Source organism: Amycolatopsis sp. NPDC104819 (assembly GCF_055583145.1).
The window spans coordinates 42,989-57,307 of the sequence record NZ_JBVJON010000006.1 but is presented as its reverse complement, the minus strand read 5'-3'; the positions used below and the strand labels follow the sequence as shown (position 1 = coordinate 57,307).

Below are 14,319 nucleotides of genomic sequence, written 5' to 3'. Positions count from 1 at the left end.
TGCCCTTCACCCGAAACGAGGATTCATGACCGACCTGGGGATCGAGCGCGTCGAGACGGTCCTGCTGGACGTGCCGCTGCGCCGCCCGCACCGCTTCGCCCGCGCCGGCATGTCAGCCCAGCCCGTGCTGCTGGTCTTCGTGCACACCCGCGGTGGCGCCGTCGGCGTCGGCGAGGGCGTGGTGCCGGGCGGGCCGTGGTGGGGCGGCGAGTCCGTGGAGACCATGCGGCTCGTCGTGGAGCGGTACTTCACGCCGGTCCTGCTCGGTCGCCGGGTGGACGACGTCGCCGGGATCCTGCGTGATCTCGGCGACGTCGTCGCGGCCAACCTCTACGCCAAGGCGGCGGTCGAGGTGGCGCTGCACGACGCGTGGGCCCGCGCGCTCGGCGTCCCGGTGCACACGCTGCTGGGCGGCCTCGCCCGGCGGTCGGTGCCGGTGACGTGGGCGCTGGGCACCGAACCGGCGCCGGTCGTGGTCGACGAGGCCCTCGCCAAGCTGGATTCGGGGCAGCACCGCAGTTTCAAGCTCAAGATGGGCGCTCTCGAACCGGCCGACGACGTCGCCCGGGTGTGCGCGGTGGCGGAGAAACTCGTGGGGGTGGCGAGCGTGCGGGTCGACCTCAACGCGCGCTGGGACCTGCTGACGTCGCTGACCTACCTGCCGCGGCTGGCGGACGCCGGGGTCGAGCTGGTCGAGCAGCCGGTGCCGGGCGCGGAGTTCGAAGCGCTGGCCGAGATCAACCGGGCCCTGCCGATCCCGGTCATGGCCGACGAGAGCCTGCGTACCCCGGGCGACGCGTTGCGCCTGGCCCGGACCCGCGCGGCCGACGTCTTCTCCCTGAAGACGACGAAGTCCGGCGGCCTGCGGGCGACCCGCGCGATCGCGGAGGTCGCGGCGGCGGCGGGCATCCCCTGCCACGCGGGGACGTCGATCGAGAGCCCGGTCGGGACCGCGGCGACCCTGCAGCTCGCGTGCACCGCCCCGGCGGTGACGTGGGGGAGCGAGCTGTTCGGGCCGTTGCTGATGAGAGAGGAGCTGCTGACCGAGCCGTTGCGCTACGCCGACGGCGAGCTGCACCTGCCGGACGGCCCGGGCCTGGGCGTCGACCTGGACCCGGCGGCCGTCCGCCGGTTCACGAGGAGCTGAGATGTTGTTCCACGTGCGGATGGACGTGACGATCCCGCCGGGCCTCGACGTCGCCCACCGGGTCGCCGAGGAGAAGGCTCGCGCGCTGGAGCTGCAGCGGGCGGGGGTGTGGGTGCACCTGTGGCGGATCGTCGGGCGGTACAGCAACTTCAGCGTCTTCGACGTCGAGTCGAACGACGAGCTGCACGCGCTGTTGTCGAGTTTGCCGCTTTACCCGTTCATGCGGATCGAGGTCGTTCCGCTGGCGAAACATCCGTCGGACCTCGCGGGCTAAACCACGAAGTGGATCTACGCGTGTTCGCCTCGTAGGCAGTCAGCTGACGCGGCGTCGCAGGGCGCCGTGTCTTCAGGGAGGAGACGCATGCCCGAGGAGTATTCGAACCCGGACCGCACTCGGCCGGACGAGCGGGGTCGCGCACGGTGGGCCACCGCTGTCGGGGTCGCGGTGATCGCGGCCGGCGGGGTGCTGGGTGCGGCATCGACGGCGACGGCGAGCACTCCGGACTCCGGCATCCACGTCGTGGCGCGGGGAGAGACCGCGGATGGTGGCTGGGTGGCGTTCACCGGCGTCGGTGAGGTCAAGGTCGGCGGGGCCACCGGCGGCGCGCAACCGCGGGGCGTGAAGGAGGTCGGCGGGGGCACCTGGTCGTACGGGGCGTCGGTCAACGCGATCGGGCAGAAGGTCTGCTACTCGCAGTACGAGCACCTGCAGGTCAAGCACGGCGCGTCGGTGAAGATGAACGGCAAGACGGACGCGGACAACGGGGTCGCGCCGGGCGGGCTCGCGGCCGCTTCGCTCCACGAGTACACGACGGCAACCTGCTACACGTACTGGAACAAGAGCTGACCGTCGCGCAGCTCCGATCACGGGAGTGATCGGAGCTGCGTGGTCGCCGCCGAGGTCAGTGCCGGCGTTCGATGAGGACGTTCGCCAGCTCGGTGAGCATGGCGGTGCCCGCCGGGCTCAGGTGGTCCGAGATGCTCGACAGCGCGTCGATCGCCTGAGCCGAGTGAGCCGCCGCAGCCTGGCGCGTCACTTCGAGGCCGCCCGTTTCCCGGACGACGCGGACCGCCATGGCCGCGGCGGCGCGGTCTCCCCGCCGAAGCAGCGTGCCAAGCTCAGGACGCTCGCGGAGCGCGTGCACCACCGGCAGCGTGTAGACACCCTCGACGATGTCGTGCCCGGCCGGCTTTCCCAGTGCCTCGGCCGACGACGTGACGTCGAGCAGGTCGTCCACCAGCTGGAACGCCAGGCCCAGGTGATGACCGTAATCGGCCAGGGCGTCGGCGGCGGCCGCGGGCAGGCCCGCCGCCATCGCTCCGAGGCGGCAGGCTGCCGCCAGCAGCGCTGCCGTCTTGCCGGAGATCGCTTCGAGGTAGGACTCTTCGGTCCGGTCCACGTCGAACAGCGCGGCGGACTCGCGGGCCTGGCCTTCGCAGAGCCGGCTGAACGTGCGCGCCGCGATCGCGCCCTCCTCCGCGCCGAGGCGGGCGCCCGCCAGCAACCCCTGGGCCAGCAGGTAGTCCCCGGCCAGCACCGCGCGGATGTTGCCCTCGCGGATGTTGACGCTGTCGACGCCGTGGCGGGTCGCGGACTCGTCCATCACGTCGTCGTGGACCAGGCTCGCCAGGTGCAGCAGCTCGACCACCGCGCCGGCCTCGACCGCCCGGTCTCGCGCCCGCGGTGCCAACGGTGTCGCCGCCGCGTAGGCGGTCGCCAGCGTGAGCAGCGGGCGCAGCCGCTTCCCACCCCCGAGCATGCGGGTGACCACGTCGGAGACGATCAGCGGCTCGGCCGCCGCGACCTCGCCGATCCGGCCGAGGCAGCCGGCGAGGTCGGCGGCGAGGACGTTCGGGCCCGCCAGCTTCGCCACGATCCGATGCGGCGCGGACGTCATCACCCCGGCGACGTTCGCGCCGGGGGAACCTGTGTTCAGCGCAGTGCTCATGACGCTTCTTTCGTCTCGTGCGCCACCGGACATCCGGTGGGCGCGGCCGGCGGCGCGGACCGGTCGGCGACGCGGGCGACGGGTTCCGGCACCATCGGCAGCGGGCCGGTGCCCAGCGACGCCTTGGGCGCGGTGCTGATCCGGTGACCCGGCACCGGCCGCAGCCGCCACCGCGCGACGGTCGCCGCCAGCGTCAAGGTCGTCTCGGCGATGCCGAAGTTGTCCCCGATGCACTTGCGGTTGCCGTGCCCGAACGGGAGGACGGCGTTGCGCGGCAGGTGTTTCGCCCGCTCCGGCAGCCAGCGGTCGGGGTCGTAGCGGTCCGGGTCCGGGAACATCTCCGGGTTGCGGCCGAGGAGGTAGGAGCTGTAGAAGACGGGCGTGCCGGCGGGAAGCCACTTTCCGGCGATCTCGACGTCGCGGGTCGTCGTGCGGGACAGCAGCCACGCCGGCGGGTACATGCGCAGCGTTTCGGTGAGCACCCGGTCGGTGTACTGCAGTGCCGGCAGGTCGGCGATGGTGGGCAGCCGCCCGCCGAGGACGGTGCGGACTTCCTCCTGCAGCCGGTCCTCGATTTCGGGATGGGTGGCCAGCAGGTGGAACGTCCAGGCCAGCGTGTTCCCGGTGGTCTCGGTGCCCCCGATGAGCACCGTCATCACCTGGTCGTGGATCTCCTGGTCGCTCAACCCCAGGCCGGTGTCCTCGTCCCGCTGGTTGACCAGGATCGACAGCACGTCGCCCTGGTCGACGCCGGCCCGCCGGTACTCGGCCACGGTGTGCGCGATGACCTCTCGCATCCGCGTCTGGGCCTGCGCGAAGGCGCGGTTGCCCTTGCTGGGGATCTTCTCGATCAGCGACGTCGGCGAGATCATCCGGTGGTAGACGCCCCGCATGATCACCGGCATGCACTCGGTCACCGCCCGCACGGCGTCGTCGCCGATCCGGGTGGCGAACATGGTGCGCGCGGTGATGCGCAGTGTCAGGCCGTGCGTGATGTCGCTGACGTTGAACGCGGTCCCGGGGCGCCACGACGACAGCTCGGCGTCGATCTCCTCGGTCATGAGCTCGGTGTAGTGCGCCATCCGCGCGCGGTGGAAGGCCGGCTGCACCAGCCGCCGCTGCCGCCGGTGGCTCTCGAACCCAGAACTGACCAGGCCGTCGCCGACCAGCAACCGGGCCTTCTCGAAGAGGGGACCGCCCTTGTCGAACGTCCGCGAGTCGTTCAGCAGGCGAGTGACCAGGTCGTGGTGGCAGGCGATGTAGGCGAGCCGCGGTCCGAGCCGGAACGCCACCAGGTCGCCCTGGGCCGGCAGTGAGGTGAGAAAGTCCAGTGGCTTGCGCCACAACAGCGGCACGTGGCCGAGAAGCGGGACGCGGCCCGGCGCCTCGCCGACGGTGTAGGTGGGCGAGTTCTCTTTGACGATGGTCACTTCTACTCCCAGGTCCGGTCGTTCGCGGGGGCCGGACGGAACCGGGCCACCGGTGCGGTGAGGTCGAGCCAGCCCGACGTCGTGCCGTCCCACACCGAGCCGTCGCCGAAGTACCGGGGCGTGAGGTACTCGAACTCCTGGCTGCCGCCGATGAGCAGGTCCATGCCGATGAGGTACGCGTGGACGTCCGCCCGCTGCCCGAGCGGGCCGGCCAGGACACGGTCACGCGCGGCGATGTAACCACGCTCGTGGTGCTCGACGAGCTCGCAGAGGCGGTCGACCGCGGCCTGCAGTCCGCGGCCCTCCTTCTGCCACAGCACGCGCACCGCGGTCATGGTGTCACCGTCGGCGTGTTCCTTGCGCCAGGAAAGGAGGTCGTTGACCAGGATCATCTGCCGCATGGAGTGTGTGTGGATTTCGACGAATTCGGGCGTTTCCCGCAGCTCGGTCATGTCGACGCCGGCGGCGTACTCGGTGAACAGCTCCAGGAAGTCGCAGCCGAAACTGTCCTGGCGAACGGCCATGCACGTTTCGTAGTCGGGGATGTCGTCGGTGAGCTTCGACTCGATCTCCGTCGCGCAGCCGCGCAGGAACGCTTCGAGGCTCCCGACCAGCCGCTTCACCTGGTCCGGCCCGAGGCCGGCACTGATGCGCAGCCAGAGGTCGCGCGCCGCACGTCCGTACGGAAGCTTGCTGGCCAGCGCGTCCGCGTCGTCCACATCGGCCAGGATCGCCGCGAAGACCTGCCTCGCGTTGTCGTGGCTGGCGCCCAGCGCGGTCCGGTCGGAGACGAAACTGTCGATGACGGTGACGAACTGGTACCAGTCGGCGATGTTGCGCGCGCGGTCCTCGTCGGCGTGCGGCACGGTCATCGGGCCGTAGATCCCGTTGCGCTGCCGGAGAAAGTACAGCAGCGACTCTTCGTCGGCGAAGCACTCGCCGAGGAACTTCCGCACCCAGCCGTTCGACGCGATCTCGATCTGCGCGGCCTTCGGGTGGTAGGCGTACGGAAGAAGTCTTGGCAGCTCAGGAAGATGGAACTCCTGCACCCCGGAAACGGTGGATGTCGCAGTCATACGGTGGACCCCCATGCTCAGACAGCACGCAGACTGGGCCTGCTCGATGCCGACCGATTCTGCTGACGTCGGCCGAACGGGTCCACTCCGAGCGTGCTTCCCGGAAAGGATCCGCATAGGACAGAAACCTTTCCGCGCAATGACGACCGGGGAGAGGGCCTCGGGCACGACGGGAGTGGACGCGACTCACTCGAATGCGCGAAGGTGGGTGGACGCGGACAGCCGCGATCTGGGGTGTTGTCTTTCGTGAAGCTGCCGCGCGTCGCACTGACTCGTATCCTCCTGACGCCGAGGCGAGGACCGAACCGCATGAACACATCGTCCACTGGGCTTTCCGCGGAACGTCGTGCTGTGGGAAGGAAAATCATCCTCGCCGAGCCTCGCGGCTTCTGCGCCGGAGTGCGGCGCGCCATCACCACGGTCGAGCGCGCACTGGATCTTTACGGCGCACCGGTCTACGTGCGCAAGCAGATCGTGCACAACCGTCACGTCGTCGACTCGCTCGCCCGGCGTGGCGCCGTCTTCGTCGAATCCGAAAACGAAGTCCCTCCGGGGAGCGTGTGCGTGTTCTCCGCGCACGGCGTGTCCCCGGCAGTGCGGGAAAACGCTGCCCGGCGCGAGCTGCGGGTGATCGACGCGACCTGCCCGCTGGTGTCCAAAGTGCACCAGCAGGCCCGCCGCGACGTCCGCGACGGCAGGATCCTGGTGCTGATCGGGCACAACGGACACGAGGAAACAGAAGGTACGCGAGGGGAATCTCCCGACAAGACGCTCGTCGTCGAGACCGTGGAAGACGTCGCGCGGCTCGACCTCGACGACGACACCCCGCTCGCCTACCTGACCCAGACGACACTTTCCGTCGACGACACCGTGGACGTCATCGCGGCGCTGCGCGAACGGTTCACCGACCTTTCCGGGCCGCCGGACACCACGATCTGCTACGCCAGCCAGAACCGGCAGACCGGTGTCAAGTCGATGGCCCTGCGCAGCGACCTGATCCTGGTCGTCGGCGCGGAGAACTCCAGCAACTCGGTCCGGATGGTCGACGTCGCCATCCAGGCGGGCGTCCGCGCCCATCTGGTGCCCGAAGTGTCCCAATTGGACGAAGCCTGGCTCGAGAACGTGGACACGGTCGGGGTCAGCTCCGGCGCCAGCGTGCCGGAAGTGCTGGTCCAGCAGGTGCTCGACCGCTTGGCCGAGGCCGGCTTCTCCGATGTGGAGATCGACTTGACCGCCGAAGAGGACGTCGTCTTCGCCACGCCCTCGGCGCTGCGATGAAGACCAAGCCAGCGAAGGAGGAGATGTCCGTGCTCGAATCCATCCGCTGCCCCGCGGACGTCCGCGCGATGCCCGCGGAGCGCCTGCCCGCGCTCGCCACGGAGATCCGCCGGTTCCTGATCGACAAGATCACCCGGTCCGGCGGGCACCTCGGACCCAACCTCGGGGTGGTCGAGCTGACCATCGCGCTGCACCGCGTCTTCGACTCACCGCGGGACCGCATCGTGTGGGACACCGGTCACCAGGCCTACGTCCACAAGATCCTGACCGGCCGCGCGGGCGAGTTTGACGGCATGCGCAAGCGCGGGGGGCTGTCCGGCTACCCTTCGCGGGCCGAGTCCGAGCACGACGTCGTCGAGAATTCTCATGCCTCGACCGCTTTGTCCTATGCGGACGGACTGGCCAAGGGGTACCGGCTGCGCGGGGACGACCGCGCCGTCGTGGCGGTGATCGGCGACGGCGCGCTGACCGGCGGGATGGCCTGGGAGGCGCTGAACAACATCGCCGCCGCCCGGGACACCCCGGTGGTGATCGTGCTCAACGACAACGGCCGGTCGTACGCGCCGACCGTCGGAGGACTGGCCCAGCAGCTCGCGGCCACGCGGATCTCCCCGGACTGTTTCCCGAAAGGTGGCGAGGACGCCTCGGCGCCGCAGGTCATGTTCGAGGAGCTCGGGCTGACCTACCTCGGCCCGGTGGACGGGCACGATCTCGAAGCCGTCGAGGCGGTGCTGCGCCAGGCGGCCCGGCTCGGCGGCCCGGTGGTCGTGCACTGCGTGACCAGCAAGGGGAACGGTTACGTCCTCGCGGAGAACGACGAGGCCGACCGGTTCCACGCGGTGTGCGGGATGGATCCGGAGACCGGCCGGCCGCTCGTGGCCGCGCCGCCGTCGTGGACCTCGGCGTTCGGTGCCGAACTGGTGAGGCTGGGGGAGACGCGGACGGACGTCGTCGCGATCACCGCGGCGATGCTGCGGCCGACCGGGCTCAGCGCGTTCGCGAAGCGGTTCCCGGAGCGTGTCTTCGACGTCGGCATCGCCGAGCAGCACGCGGTCACCTCGGCCGCGGGACTGGCGATGGCGGGCATGCGACCCGTTGTCGCGGTGTACGCGACCTTCCTCAACCGGGCCTTCGACCAGGTGCTGATGGACGTGTCGCTGCACCACTGCCCGGTGGTGTTCGTGCTGGACCGGGCCGGCCTGACCGGTGACGACGGCGCGTCGCACAACGGAATGTGGGACCTCTCCCTGCTGAACCTCGTACCCGGCCTGCGGATCGCCGCGCCCCGCGACCACGCGACACTGCGGCGGGCGCTCGACGAAGCGATGGCGGAGACGGAGGCGCCGTGCATGATCCGGTTCCCGAAGGGTGCCCTGGGTGAGGACATCGCGACGATCGGCGTACACGAAGGCATGGATGTCCTGCGCGCCGGCGCCCCCGCGGACGTGCTGATCGTCTCGGCGGGCGCGCTCACCAGGCTGTGCCTGGACGTCGCCGACCGGCTCGAAGCCCAAGGTCTCGGTGTCGACGTGGTCGACCCCCGCTGGCTCAAGCCGGTCAACTCGGGCCTCGTCGCCATGGCGGCGGAGTACCGGCTGGTCGTGACGGTCGAAGACGGCCTGCGCGCCGGCGGCTTCGGCTCGGCGGTCGCGGCGCGGCTCGGCGAGGAGAACGTGGCCACTCCCGTGCTGCGCTTCGGTGTGCCGAGCCGGTTCCTCGGCCACGGCAGCCGTGCCGAAGTCTTGGCGGAGTGTGGCCTCACCCCGGCGGAGATGGCCGGCGCCGTGGGTGAACGCATGTCGGAACTGCTGTCCTGGCGGGGCGGCACGAGCTGGGAAATGAGCGACAGCGCATCATGAAGATCGACTTGGGAACTCCCGGTTTCGCCCCGACGGTGCTGGGCAAACGCCGCAAGACCCGCCAGCTCCAGGTGGGCCCGGTCGGTGTCGGCAGCGAGCACCCGATCTCCGTCCAGTCGATGACCACGACGCTCACCTCCGACGTCAACGCGACGCTGCAGCAGATCGCGGAGCTGACCGCGGCGGGCTGCGACATCGTGCGGGTGGCGTGCCCGTCGGCCGACGACGCCGAGGCGTTGCCCGCGATCGCGCGCAAGTCGCAGATCCCGGTGATCGCCGACATCCACTTCCAGCCGAAGTACGTGTTCGCCGCGATCGAGGCCGGTTGTGCCGCGGTGCGGGTGAACCCGGGCAACATCCGCAAGTTCGACGACCAGGTCAAGGAGATCGCGCAGGCGGCGAAGGACCACGGGACGCCGATCCGGATCGGCGTCAACGCCGGTTCGCTGGACAAGCGGATCATGGACAAGTACGGCAAGGCGACGCCGGAGGCGTTGGCGGAGTCGGCGTTGTGGGAGGCGTCGTTGTTCGCCGAGCATGACTTCCACGACATCAAGATCTCGGTGAAGCACAACGACCCGGTGGTCATGGTGCGTGCCTACGAGATCCTCGCGGAGCAGTGCGACTATCCGCTGCACCTCGGGGTGACCGAGGCGGGTCCGGCGTTCCAGGGCACGATCAAGTCGGCGGTGGCGTTCGGGGCGTTGCTGCGGCAGGGGATTGGGGACACGATCCGGGTGTCGTTGTCGGCGCCGCCGGTCGAAGAGGTGAAGGTCGGTATCCAGATTTTGCAGTCGTTGAACTTGAAGCAGCGGAAGCTGGAGATCGTGTCGTGCCCGTCCTGCGGGCGCGCGCAGGTCGACGTCTACACCCTCGCCGAGCAGGTCACCGCGGGGCTGGAGGGGATGGAGATCCCGCTGCGGGTGGCTGTCATGGGCTGCGTTGTGAACGGCCCGGGCGAGGCCCGCGAGGCCGACCTGGGCGTCGCTTCCGGCAACGGCAAGGGCCAGATCTTCGTCAAGGGTGAGGTCATCAAGACCGTGCCGGAGCACGCGATCGTCGAGACGTTGATCGAAGAGGCCATGCGCATCGCCGAGGAGGCCGGGCAGTCCCTCGGCCAGGGCGAGCCCGTGGTCACCGCCGGCTGAGCGATTCGCTCCACCGACAGCTAGGCCCCGAAGATCGGGACCGAGGTGCAGGCGTTGCCGTTCACGTCCTTCCACTTGGTGAAGGAGCCGTTGGCGTTCTTCCGCCAGAACGACACGCAGATCAGCGAGCCGTTCGGGAAGTTCCGGTTCACCGTGAAGGTGTGGTCGACCTCCTGATCGGTGGGACCGGTGAGCTTGTAGCCGTTGGGACCGAAGACCTCGAAGAATCCGGTCGCCCCGGTCTCGCTGAGCTGTCGCCAGGCGTAGACGGTCGCGACCTTGGCGCCGCCGCCGGTGGACCGGTTGCACAATGCGTTCGCGTAGCAGACGACCTCCGTGTCCGTGGTGCCGGCGGCAGCCGGGCCGACGAGAGCCGAGGTCGCCGCGACGATGATCCCGATCAGCGTTGCGGCGCGTTTGCCAGGTCGTATCGTCATGGTCGCTCCTCTTTTCGGCTCTCACCGTCACAGTGCACAGGCGAAACGGCCGGCTGCGGCCGCGGGTTGACGGTCCTCCTGGCATTCACCCGATCGGCGCAACGATCGTGCGCCTCGTCCGCGGGAGCGCCGAACGCGGATGTTAAGCGGCGCCGGGGAAAGTTGTCACGCGGCGGCGCTCCGGTAACACGCCGATGTTCCGGAGGAAACCGTCCGGAAATGGTTTGCCGGTGCACTGATCGGCATGAACCTCCAGCTCGACGGCCTGCACCGGCCGGTGATCGTGGTCGGCGGCGGCCAGGCGGGACTCTCGATGTCCCACTGCCTGACCACTGCCGGGGTCGGGCACCTAGTGCTCGAACGCGAGCGCGCGGGGCACGAATGGCGGACCCGCCGCTGGGACAGTTTCTGCCTGGTCACCCCGAACTGGCAATGCCGGCTGCCCGGTTTTCCCTACGCGGGTGACGATCCGGACGGGTTCATGGTCCGGGACGAGATCGTCGCCTACCTCGAGTCGTACGTGAAGGACTTCGACGTCCCGCTGCACGAGGGTGTCGAAGCCACGCGGCTGCGGCAGCTGCCCGGCGGCGGGTTCCGGCTCACGACGTCGGCCGGGGAGCTGACCGCCGACCACGTCGTGCTGGCCACCGGCCCGTACCAGGTGCCGCTCAAGCCGCGGCTGGCCGAACGGCTGCCCGAGCACGTCGTCCAGCTGCACTCGGCCGAGTACCGCAACCCCGCGCAGCTTCCGGACGGGGACGTCCTGGTCGTCGGCACCGGGCAGTCCGGCTGCCAGATCGCCGAGGACCTGCACCTCGCCGGACGGCGGGTGCACCTCGCCGTCGGGTCGGCGCCGCGGGTCGCCCGGCGCTACCGCGGGCGGGACGTCGTGGCGTGGCTGGACGACATGGGGTACTACGGCCGGGGAATCGACGAGTTCGCCGACGCGGATGCCGTGCGGTTCCGGGCCAACCACTACGTCACCGGCCGCGACGGCGGCCACGACATCGACCTGCGCGCGTTCGCAGCCCAGGGCATGCAGCTCTACGGCCGGTTGTCCGGCATCGGGAACGGACGGCTGGGGTTCGCCGACGACCTGCGCCGCAACCTCGACGCCGCGGACGCCGTCTCCGAAGGCATCAAGGACTCGATCGACGGGTTCATCACCCAGCGGGGGATCCCCGCGCCCCGGGAGGAGCGGTACAAGCCGGTCTGGGAGCCCGTCGACGGCCCGCGCGGCCTCGACGCGGAAGCGCTTTCCTCGGTCGTCTGGAGCACCGGCTTCGGCCGCGACCACCGCTGGATCGACGTCCCGGTCTTCGACGGCAAGGGGTACCCGACGCACCACCGCGGGGTCACGAGCTGTGCCGGCCTGTACTTCCTCGGCCTGCCGTGGCAGCACACCTGGGGCTCGGGCCGGTTCTGCGGGGTCGCCGCGGACGCCGAGTACCTGGCCCGGCGGATCACCGGCGGCGGCCGGGGTGACGTCCGATGGCTCTCCGGCACGCCGGTGAGCACGTACCCGGCCGACGACGACTGGGTCGCACCGAGGACGGTCGCATGAAGTGGACGAACGACGCCCACCGTCACCTGGGCATCCTCCCGGCGTTCCCGTTCTACGGCGGCCCGCTGGTCGCGCCCGCGATCGGCAGCCGCGCGACGATCGGCGAGCTCCTGTCCGATTTGGACCGCGAAGGCACCGAACGTGCTTTGGTGATCCCGAACTACGGCGTCCCGGACCCGGCGATCGCGTTCTCCTTCAACGAGCTCTGTGTCGAGGCGGCGGGGAAGGACGACCGGATCAGCTCCGCGCTCTGGGTGTCTCCACGAGCCGAAGACGCCGACCGCACCGACGACGCGCTGAAGCTGGCGGGCGAGTCAGGCGTCCGGGCGCTCAAGCTCAGCTTCCTGCTGGGCGGCAGGGCCTCCGACCCCGCGTGCCGGCCGCAGCTCGACAAGATCTTCGCCACGGCAAGGGAACACGACCTCGTCGTGCACGTCCACACCTCGCCCGGCGCGGCGTCGGACGTCGACGAGGTCGGCAAGCTCGTCGACACCTACGCCGACGACGTCAAGCTGCACCTCGTCCACTTCGGCGGCGGCATGAGCGGGCACATCAAGCTCGTCGGCGGCCGCTTCTTCGACTGGATCGCCGCCGGGAAACAGGTCTACACGGACCTGTCCTGGGCGATCGGCTTCACGCCCCGCTGGCTCGTCGAGGAGATATCGCGCCGTGGTATCGGCCACGACCGCGTGCTGTTCGCCTCCGACGAGCCGTGGGGCGATCACGAGGGTGAGCTCGCCAAGCTGGCCGCCGCGGCCGGCGACGGCGAGCTCGCCGACCTGGTTTTCCGCGGCACGTTCGACGTGCTGTACGGACCGAAGAAAGGGAAATAGACCGATGGCAGAGCTGACCGACACCGAAAAGACCAGCCTCGACGAGATCCCGCACCCGTCGCTGCCGCAGGGGTCCAACCTGTACGGCGGGACCAAGGTCTTCCCCGACTACCAGGCCGAACCCGGCCAGAGCTACTTCACGCTCGTGCACGGCATCGCGCACGAGTCATCGGTGAGCTTCGTCGCGATCCTGCAGGCGACGCGCGCGCTGCGGAAGGGCTTCGAGGCCGCGATCTACTTCTACGGCCCGGGTTCGCTGAACTGCCTGGCCACCCGCGGCTTCCCGACCACCGGCAACGCCGCGTTCCCGGGTGAGCTGAACATCAACGACCAGCTCAAGACGTTCATCAGCGAGGGCGGCAAGGCCTACTGCTGCCGCTTCGGCCTCTCGCTGCACGGCGCGCGTGAGGAGGACCTCATCGAGGGCGTCATCCCGACGCACCCGCTGGACGTCCAGGACGCGCTGATCCACTACGCGCGCAAGGGCGCGATCATCAACTCCACCTACATGTTCTAGGAGCGGTCCGTGCGCGTTGGCATCGAAGAGGATTTGGAGACCCGCGCCGACATCGCCGTCCGCGGGGTGCGCGTGGACGCCCCTGTGCAGCGCAGCAAGGGCGCCGGGCCGAGCGACGACGGCCACCTGGTGGTCGACGGTGCCAACGCCACGCTGCCGCTGAACCCCGACAGCCCCTACGAGGTCCGCGACGGCCGGATCCACCGCGGCCGGGTCGACCTCGGCCTGAGCGTCGCGCCGGTCAGCCGGCCGCGGTTCTACGACCTGTCCACTTCGGATGGTGTGCCGTACCGGAAGATCGCGCTGCTGCACGGACAGGACGTCCTCGCGACAACGGTCGTCCAGACGTGCATCCGGTACACCGAGGACCAGCGCTGCCGGTTCTGCACCATCGAGGAGTCGCTGCGGGCGGGGTCCACTGTGGCCGCGAAGACACCCGCGCAGCTCGCCGAGGTCGCCGAAGCGGCGGTGCGGCTCGACGGCGTCCGGCAGATGGTGATGACGACCGGCACGACGTCCGGGCCCGACCGCGGCGCCCGGCACCTCGTGCGCTGCGTCCGCGCGGTGCTCGACGCCGTGCCGGGCCTGCCGATCCAGGTGCAGATCGAGCCGCCGGGCGACCTCGGCGTCCTTCAGGAGCTGCGGGACGCCGGGGCGACGTCGATCGGCATCCACGTCGAGTCCCTGGACGACGAAGTCCGGCGGCGCTGGATGCCCGGCAAGTCGACCGTGCCGATGGCGGAGTACGAAGCCGCGTGGGCGGAGGCGGTCCGGGTGTTCGGCCGTAACCGCGTCTCGACGTACCTGCTGATCGGCCTCGGCGAGGACCCGGACTCCCTTGTGGACGGTGCCGGTCGGCTGATCGACCTGGGTGTCTACCCGTTCGCCGTGCCGATGCGGCCGATGGCCGGCACGCTGGCCCGGCGGGACGGGGCGACCGCGCCGTCACCCGCGCTGGTCGCCGACGTCACCGGCCGGATCGCCGCGCTGCTGCGGGCGGCCGGGATGACCGGGGCCGACCAGGGCGCGGGCTGTGCCGCGTGCGGCGCCTGCGGCCTGCTCAGCGCGGCGGGAGGCTGAC

14 protein-coding genes are annotated in these 14,319 nt (G+C 70.2%); 10 read left to right on the top strand and 4 right to left on the bottom strand.

The window, feature by feature from the left end:
• Positions 1-25: 25 nt before the first annotated feature.
• From ACZ63E_RS19645 to ACZ63E_RS19635, 3 genes are all read left to right on the top strand, one after another.
• Positions 26-1,147 carry a muconate/chloromuconate family cycloisomerase gene (locus ACZ63E_RS19645; protein WP_465337558.1) on the top strand — a complete coding sequence of 374 codons (1,122 nt, stop codon included), beginning with the start codon at positions 26-28 and terminating at the stop codon, positions 1,145-1,147.
• A gap of 1 nt (position 1,148) precedes the next feature.
• Positions 1,149-1,421 carry a muconolactone Delta-isomerase gene (locus ACZ63E_RS19640; protein WP_465337556.1) on the top strand — a complete coding sequence of 91 codons (273 nt, stop codon included), beginning with the start codon at positions 1,149-1,151 and terminating at the stop codon, positions 1,419-1,421.
• Positions 1,422-1,508: 87 nt separating this feature from the next.
• Positions 1,509-1,994 carry a lactococcin 972 family bacteriocin gene (locus ACZ63E_RS19635; protein ID WP_465337554.1) on the top strand — a complete coding sequence of 162 codons (486 nt, stop codon included), beginning with the start codon at positions 1,509-1,511 and terminating at the stop codon, positions 1,992-1,994.
• Between the two features lie 55 nt (positions 1,995-2,049).
• Here the strand turns inward: ACZ63E_RS19635 and ACZ63E_RS19630 are convergent, their stop codons facing one another.
• Genes ACZ63E_RS19630 through ACZ63E_RS19620 form a run of 3 tightly spaced genes read right to left on the bottom strand, consistent with a single transcriptional unit; the run spans position 2,050 to position 5,602 of the window.
• On the bottom strand, positions 2,050-3,096 hold the full coding sequence (locus ACZ63E_RS19630; protein ID WP_465337553.1) for a polyprenyl synthetase family protein: 1,047 nt from the start codon (positions 3,094-3,096) through the stop codon (positions 2,050-2,052).
• On the bottom strand, positions 3,093-4,526 hold the full coding sequence (locus ACZ63E_RS19625; protein WP_465337551.1) for a cytochrome P450: 1,434 nt from the start codon (positions 4,524-4,526) through the stop codon (positions 3,093-3,095). The genes ACZ63E_RS19630 and ACZ63E_RS19625 overlap by 4 nt, the downstream gene beginning before the upstream one ends.
• 2 nt (positions 4,527-4,528) lie before the next feature.
• Complete coding sequence (locus tag ACZ63E_RS19620) at positions 4,529-5,602, bottom strand: terpene synthase family protein (protein ID WP_465337549.1); 1,074 nt, start codon at positions 5,600-5,602, stop codon at positions 4,529-4,531.
• A 351-nt stretch (positions 5,603-5,953) separates the two neighbouring features.
• Here ACZ63E_RS19620 and ACZ63E_RS19615 point away from each other — a divergent pair, with 351 nt between their 5' ends.
• From ACZ63E_RS19615 to ispG, 3 genes are read left to right on the top strand one after another with little or no spacing between them, the layout of a single operon-like run.
• Complete coding sequence (locus tag ACZ63E_RS19615) at positions 5,954-6,880, top strand: 4-hydroxy-3-methylbut-2-enyl diphosphate reductase (protein ID WP_465337548.1); 927 nt, start codon at positions 5,954-5,956, stop codon at positions 6,878-6,880.
• Between the two features lie 23 nt (positions 6,881-6,903).
• Complete coding sequence (locus ACZ63E_RS19610) at positions 6,904-8,739, top strand: 1-deoxy-D-xylulose-5-phosphate synthase (protein WP_465338085.1); 1,836 nt, start codon at positions 6,904-6,906, stop codon at positions 8,737-8,739.
• Positions 8,736-9,887 carry a flavodoxin-dependent (E)-4-hydroxy-3-methylbut-2-enyl-diphosphate synthase gene (gene ispG, locus ACZ63E_RS19605; protein ID WP_465337546.1) on the top strand — a complete coding sequence of 384 codons (1,152 nt, stop codon included), beginning with the start codon at positions 8,736-8,738 and terminating at the stop codon, positions 9,885-9,887. The genes ACZ63E_RS19610 and ispG overlap by 4 nt, the downstream gene beginning before the upstream one ends.
• A 20-nt stretch (positions 9,888-9,907) precedes the next feature.
• Here ispG and ACZ63E_RS19600 read toward each other — a convergent pair whose 3' ends face one another.
• Positions 9,908-10,324, bottom strand: coding sequence for a hypothetical protein (locus tag ACZ63E_RS19600; RefSeq protein ID WP_465337545.1), 417 nt, complete (start codon positions 10,322-10,324; stop codon positions 9,908-9,910).
• A gap of 244 nt (positions 10,325-10,568) precedes the next feature.
• On the opposite strand from ACZ63E_RS19600, the gene ACZ63E_RS19595 reads away from it, so the two are divergent.
• Genes ACZ63E_RS19595 through ACZ63E_RS19580 form a run of 4 tightly spaced genes read left to right on the top strand, consistent with a single transcriptional unit; the run spans position 10,569 to position 14,318 of the window.
• Positions 10,569-11,888 (top strand): MSMEG_0569 family flavin-dependent oxidoreductase, encoded by a 1,320-nt coding sequence (locus ACZ63E_RS19595; RefSeq protein ID WP_465337544.1) that lies wholly within the window; start codon positions 10,569-10,571, stop codon positions 11,886-11,888.
• Complete coding sequence (locus ACZ63E_RS19590; RefSeq protein ID WP_465337543.1) at positions 11,885-12,721, top strand: amidohydrolase family protein; 837 nt, start codon at positions 11,885-11,887, stop codon at positions 12,719-12,721. The genes ACZ63E_RS19595 and ACZ63E_RS19590 overlap by 4 nt, the downstream gene beginning before the upstream one ends.
• 4 nt (positions 12,722-12,725) lie before the next feature.
• Positions 12,726-13,238 (top strand): MSMEG_0572/Sll0783 family nitrogen starvation response protein, encoded by a 513-nt coding sequence (locus tag ACZ63E_RS19585; protein WP_285484086.1) that lies wholly within the window; start codon positions 12,726-12,728, stop codon positions 13,236-13,238.
• A 9-nt stretch (positions 13,239-13,247) separates the two neighbouring features.
• A complete protein-coding gene (locus ACZ63E_RS19580; RefSeq protein WP_465337541.1) occupies positions 13,248-14,318 on the top strand; it encodes an MSMEG_0568 family radical SAM protein in 1,071 nt (356 codons plus the stop codon).
• Position 14,319: the final 1 nt, after the last annotated feature.

Coding starts and splice junctions, on each gene's coding strand:
- ACZ63E_RS19645 (WP_465337558.1), top strand. CDS start 26: ATGACCGACCTGGGGATCGAGCGCGTCGAGACGGTCCTGCTGGACGTG.
- ACZ63E_RS19640 (WP_465337556.1), top strand. CDS start 1,149: ATGTTGTTCCACGTGCGGATGGACGTGACGATCCCGCCGGGCCTCGAC.
- ACZ63E_RS19635 (WP_465337554.1), top strand. CDS start 1,509: ATGCCCGAGGAGTATTCGAACCCGGACCGCACTCGGCCGGACGAGCGG.
- ACZ63E_RS19630 (WP_465337553.1), bottom strand. CDS start 3,096: ATGAGCACTGCGCTGAACACAGGTTCCCCCGGCGCGAACGTCGCCGGG.
- ACZ63E_RS19620 (WP_465337549.1), bottom strand. CDS start 5,602: ATGACTGCGACATCCACCGTTTCCGGGGTGCAGGAGTTCCATCTTCCT.
- ACZ63E_RS19610 (WP_465338085.1), top strand. CDS start 6,904: ATGTCCGTGCTCGAATCCATCCGCTGCCCCGCGGACGTCCGCGCGATG.
- ispG (WP_465337546.1), top strand. CDS start 8,736: ATGAAGATCGACTTGGGAACTCCCGGTTTCGCCCCGACGGTGCTGGGC.
- ACZ63E_RS19600 (WP_465337545.1), bottom strand. CDS start 10,324: ATGACGATACGACCTGGCAAACGCGCCGCAACGCTGATCGGGATCATC.
- ACZ63E_RS19595 (WP_465337544.1), top strand. CDS start 10,569: ATGAACCTCCAGCTCGACGGCCTGCACCGGCCGGTGATCGTGGTCGGC.
- ACZ63E_RS19590 (WP_465337543.1), top strand. CDS start 11,885: ATGAAGTGGACGAACGACGCCCACCGTCACCTGGGCATCCTCCCGGCG.
- ACZ63E_RS19585 (WP_285484086.1), top strand. CDS start 12,726: ATGGCAGAGCTGACCGACACCGAAAAGACCAGCCTCGACGAGATCCCG.